This window comes from Pseudoalteromonas sp. S4741, assembly GCF_005886135.1.
In the GTDB taxonomy this organism is placed as follows: Bacteria; Pseudomonadota; Gammaproteobacteria; order Enterobacterales; family Alteromonadaceae; genus Pseudoalteromonas; species Pseudoalteromonas tetraodonis.
On the sequence record NZ_PNCN01000207.1, the window covers coordinates 1 to 4,690 of the forward strand.

The 4,690-nt window shown below is 41.6% G+C and carries 6 protein-coding genes and 1 pseudogene; 6 read left to right on the forward strand and 1 reads right to left on the reverse strand.

What is annotated here, in order from left to right; genetic code table 11:
- From CWC30_RS17690 to nth, 5 genes are all read left to right on the forward strand, one after another.
- Nucleotides 1-204, forward strand: a 204-nt coding sequence (locus CWC30_RS17690; RefSeq protein ID WP_138627756.1) for a hypothetical protein, incomplete at its 5' end; no start/stop codon positions are given.
- Nucleotides 201-1,259 (forward strand): electron transport complex subunit RsxD, encoded by a 1,059-nt coding sequence (gene rsxD / locus CWC30_RS17695; RefSeq protein WP_036982148.1) that lies wholly within the window; start codon nucleotides 201-203, stop codon nucleotides 1,257-1,259. The genes CWC30_RS17690 and rsxD, both read left to right, overlap by 4 nt.
- Nucleotides 1,256-1,894, forward strand: a complete 639-nt coding sequence (gene rsxG, locus CWC30_RS17700) for an electron transport complex subunit RsxG (protein WP_138627757.1) — start codon at nucleotides 1,256-1,258, stop codon at nucleotides 1,892-1,894. The genes rsxD and rsxG overlap by 4 nt, the downstream gene beginning before the upstream one ends.
- Entirely contained in the window at nucleotides 1,891-2,589 is a 699-nt protein-coding gene (locus tag CWC30_RS17705) for an electron transport complex subunit E (protein ID WP_036982145.1), read from the forward strand. Before rsxG ends, CWC30_RS17705 begins: the two co-directional genes overlap by 4 nt.
- A 45-nt stretch (nucleotides 2,590-2,634) precedes the next feature.
- Nucleotides 2,635-3,267, forward strand: a complete 633-nt coding sequence (gene nth / locus CWC30_RS17710) for an endonuclease III (protein WP_138627758.1) — start codon at nucleotides 2,635-2,637, stop codon at nucleotides 3,265-3,267.
- Between the two features lie 58 nt (nucleotides 3,268-3,325).
- Here nth and CWC30_RS17715 read toward each other — a convergent pair whose 3' ends face one another.
- Nucleotides 3,326-4,111, reverse strand: coding sequence for a hypothetical protein (locus tag CWC30_RS17715; protein ID WP_036982138.1), 786 nt, complete (start codon nucleotides 4,109-4,111; stop codon nucleotides 3,326-3,328).
- A 343-nt stretch (nucleotides 4,112-4,454) separates the two neighbouring features.
- Between CWC30_RS17715 and CWC30_RS17720 the strand changes: the two are divergent.
- Nucleotides 4,455-4,690: pseudogene (locus CWC30_RS17720) on the forward strand (IS110 family transposase); the annotation flags it as partial.

Sequence of the window (4,690 nt, forward strand, 5' to 3'; positions counted from 1 at the left end):
GCTATTGCCCGTGCTAAAGCTAAGAAAGCAGCGCAAGCTAATGCATTAGCACAACAGAATGAAAATGCTGAGCCACAAGGCAACGATGAATCTTCTAACGGTTCAGAGCAAACAGCTCAAGCGAAGAAAAAAGCCGCCGTAGCCGCCGCCATTGCCCGTGCTAAAGCTAAAAAGCAACAAAAAGAAGGAAACGATCAGTCATGAAACTAACCATGGCCAGTTCACCCCACAATCATAGTCACAAGTCTGTGACACGGTTAATGCTAACTGTGATTGCGGCCTGTATTCCTGGTGTTATTGCACAAGTTGTATTTTTTGGTACCGGTGTACTTATCCAATTATTATTAGCATTAGTGTGTGTAAGCGCATTTGAAGCAGCCATTATGCTAATGCGTAAGCGCCCTATTTGGCCTTCATTAAGCGATGGCAGCGCATGGCTAACCGGCGTGCTGTTAGCGATTAGTATTCCACCTTTAGCGCCGTGGTGGGTTATTGTTATAGGGTGTTTGTTTGCCATTGTTATTGTTAAGCAACTTTATGGTGGTTTAGGCTTTAATTTATTTAATCCTGCAATGGCAGCCTATGTGCTTTTATTAGTGTCGTTCCCTGTGCAAATGACGGCCTGGTTACCGGTTACAGAGTTACTCAATACGGGCATTACTTTTAGCCAGCAGCTTAGTCTAATATTTAGTGACTTTACAACTCTTGGATACAGCTTAGATCAGCTCAGAGTGGGTATTGATGGCAGCACGATGGCCACCCCTCTTGATACGTTAAAAACAGATATTGCTCATAGCCTTACCGTCACTGAAAGTATGCAAAAACCGGTATTTAATGAATGGGTTGGCCTAGGTTGGGGTTGGGTTAATTTAGCCTTTTTACTCGGTGGCCTTTATTTATTAAAAACAAAAGTGATTAACTGGCATATACCAGTGAGTTTTATTGCCAGTTTAAGCCTATGCGCTGCAATTGGTTATATTGCCTCGCCAGGCACTGAGCCGGGTCTAGTGTTTCACTTATTTAGTGGTGCAACTATGCTCGGAGCCTTTTTTATCGCCACCGATCCTGTATCAGCTGCAACCACTAATCGAGGCCGCCTTATTTATGGTGCCGCAATTGGTTTAATTGTGTATTTAATTCGCACCTTTGGTGGCTTTCCGGATGCTGTTGCATTTGCCGTATTACTGATCAATATTGCAGTACCGCTTATTGATTACTACACACAACCAAGAACTTATGGCCATGGAGCAGTAAAATGATTATTTCTTCAATGGTAAAAAATGGCGCAATATTATGCGGTTTCGCACTCCTTACAACAGGATTAGTGGCCACTATAAACTCGTTAACGGCCGATAAAATTGCAGAGCAAGAGCAACTGCAATTAACTAATCAGTTACAAGAAGTATTACCGCACAGTAAGTACACTAATGAACTTTCTCAAGATTGTGTGATCATATCAGACCCTTTACTGGGGCCATACGACAACCAAGTAATTTACCGTGCACGTAAAGATGACGAACCCGTTGCATTAGTCATTCGTCATGTCACTCCTAGCGGCTACAGTGGCGATATAAACTTACTTAGCGCGGTATATCGCGATGGCAGCGTTGCTGGTGTAAGGGTTACTAAGCATGAAGAAACCCCAGGTTTGGGCGATAAAGTTGAAATTAAAAAGTCAGACTGGATCACCTCATTTAATTCAAAAACAGTACAAAGCGAAAGTGACGCGCGTTGGGCCGTTAAAAAAGATGGCGGTCAATTTGATCAATTTACTGGCGCAACCATTACGCCTCACGCTGTAGTTGGCTCAGTTAAAAATGCGGTAGTGTATGCACAAAATAACTTTGATGATCTTTTTGCAGCAGCGAATGCTTGCCCTGAGGTAACACCATGAGTGAATTAAAAACACTTTATAAAGAAGGCCTATGGGGAAATAACCCCGCCTTAGTACAGTTATTAGGTTTATGTCCTTTACTTGCTGTTACCTCCACGATTACTAATGCGCTAGGTTTAGGCTTAGCAACCTTGTTAGTGTTAGTGGGCTCTAATATTACCGTATCAATAGTGCGCAATTGGGTGCCTAAAGATATCAGAATACCGGTTTTTGTAATGATCATTGCCGGTTTTGTGACGATTGTGCAGCTGTTAATGAACGCCTACACTTTTGGCCTTTATCAATCTTTAGGGATTTTTATTCCGTTGATTGTGACTAACTGCGCCATTATTGGTCGTGCTGAAGCATTTGCCTCTAAAAATCCAGTGCATTTATCTGCCTTTGATGGCTTGATGATGGGCTTAGGCTTTATGCTGGTACTAGTTGTACTTGGCGCTATGCGAGAGCTGATTGGCCAAGGCACATTATTCGATGGCGCCGATTTATTACTCGGCCCTTGGGCTTCAGCTTTACGCATCGAAGTATTTAGCTTTGATAGCCAATTTTTACTGGCCATTTTACCACCCGGCGCATTCTTAGGGCTTGGGCTGCTGATCGCCGCTAAAAACGTCATTGATGCACAAATAAAATCAAAACAAGTAACGCCGCCAGAGGCTGAAAAAGGCCCACGAGCGCGTGTTACTAGCTTAACTTAAGGGGAAAACGCATTAACTGAATAAAGCTAATGCGTTTTAAGTTACATGAATAAAGAAAAACGCCACCAAATACTCACGCGCTTGCGCGATGACAACCCACATCCTGAAACGGAGCTTGAATACTCAAGCCCGTTTGAGTTATTAGTTGCCGTTACGCTCTCAGCACAAGCCACCGATGTTGGGGTAAATAAAGCCACCCGAAAACTCTTTCCAGTGGCAAACACACCGCAAGCTATTTTAGATATTGGCAACGACACACTGCGTGATTACATAAAAACCATCGGGTTGTTTAATTCCAAAGCTGCGAACGTATACAAAATGTGCCAAATATTGGTAGATCAGCATAACGGTGAAGTGCCAGAGAATCGTGAAGCCCTAGAAGCCCTTCCTGGCGTTGGCCGTAAAACTGCTAACGTAGTATTAAATACAGCCTTCGGCTGGCCGACTATCGCGGTAGACACGCATATTTTTCGTGTATCTAACCGTACCAAGCTTGCCATGGGTAAAGACGTGGTAGCGGTTGAGCAAAAGCTCGAAAAAGTGATCCCCAAAGAATTTAAAGTCGATGTGCACCACTGGCTGATACTGCATGGCCGCTATACCTGTGTTGCCCGTAAACCTAAGTGCGGCAGCTGTATTATTGAAGACTTGTGTGAGTTTAAAGAGAAGACAGAGTAATTAAGGCCTGCTTTGTGCCATTTCCGGACGTTCGTAACCTTAGACTCTTCTTAGCTGATTACTCGTTAAAGTTAGGGAGCCAAAACGTTCCCTCTGAGTATGCTTGAAAAGGACTCGTTTTATTTTTATTGTGTAATAATGAAACTACATCTAATGCTTCTTTACATAAATTAATGAAGAACCTATATGGGTATACGAGCTCCCAGTGACTAGTGAATTTAAACTCTTTCTCATCAATTTTACTAACCGTAGCCATCTCTTGGTAGAAAGCATATTCAGGTACATATAGGCCAAGCTCCACTCCACGTCCTGGATTTCTGTATTCATGGACAACTGAATTTCGATACAACCACAATAAATACTCGTGCTTTAACTGGTGAGGTAATACTTTTCCGATTTTAATCGGTTTACCATTCTGAGTAGGCCAAAGTTCGAGAATTGCTTCTATTTCAACATCTGAACTAATTGCTTTATTGTTACTCATTATACTATTTGAATTTGGAAATTTACTCTCAAATTGTTGAGTTGCATATATTTTAAGTTCATTTGTAGAGGAAGGTAAGTTTGGGGTTATCTCAAGTAACCTAACCAAATGAAGTAAACTTACTTTTTGACTTTCCGGCCAGTTTTTACACAACCTAACAAGAGCAGTAAACCGTTGGCAGTTTGAGCTTATTTCAGGAAATATACTCTTTGATATAGCATCAAAAATTGAACAGGAGAGGATTTTTGAGTGTACTTTCTGATTAGTAATATTCTGCTCACACTCAGCCGTTTTAATTAACCCCAAGTAATACTCTTTAAACCTATCAACTTTCTCTTCAAGCGTTTCTATATTAGCCAAACTCTAACTCCTACACTAATCAACTAACGAGACTGTAGAATAACTCCAACAGCCAAATCCAATTAAAAAAACGAGCTCCTGTAATTAACTCTAAGCGTTTTGAAAGCACTGGGTAACGCATTTGGAGCCCATAAAACAGGCTGTTCTTCATAAAAAGAATAATTCTACAGCCTCAACGCCTTACTAAGAGCCGCATAAATGCTTGGCAAAAATTAGCGACGAAGGAGAACAAGTCAAGCATTTTACGTCCTTTTGAGTAACTTGATACTCATTGAGCCTCCTCCCCAGCATCGCGATTATTCGCTACGCTGAAAAGGCAACCAACCTTACAGGAGAAAGCTCAATGAACTTTTACAATAACATGCATCCATATTATTGCGGAATCGATTTACACGCGCGATTACTTTACGTCTGTATCATTGATAATACAGGACTTATCCTTGTTCACAAGAAAATTAAAGATGACCCAGAAGCACTACTAAAACTACTTAAACCGTATGCCGGTGACATTGTGGTTGGCGTAGAATGCATGCACTATTGGTATTGGGTCGCGATTTTGGTAGTGTTTAGAAATCTGTG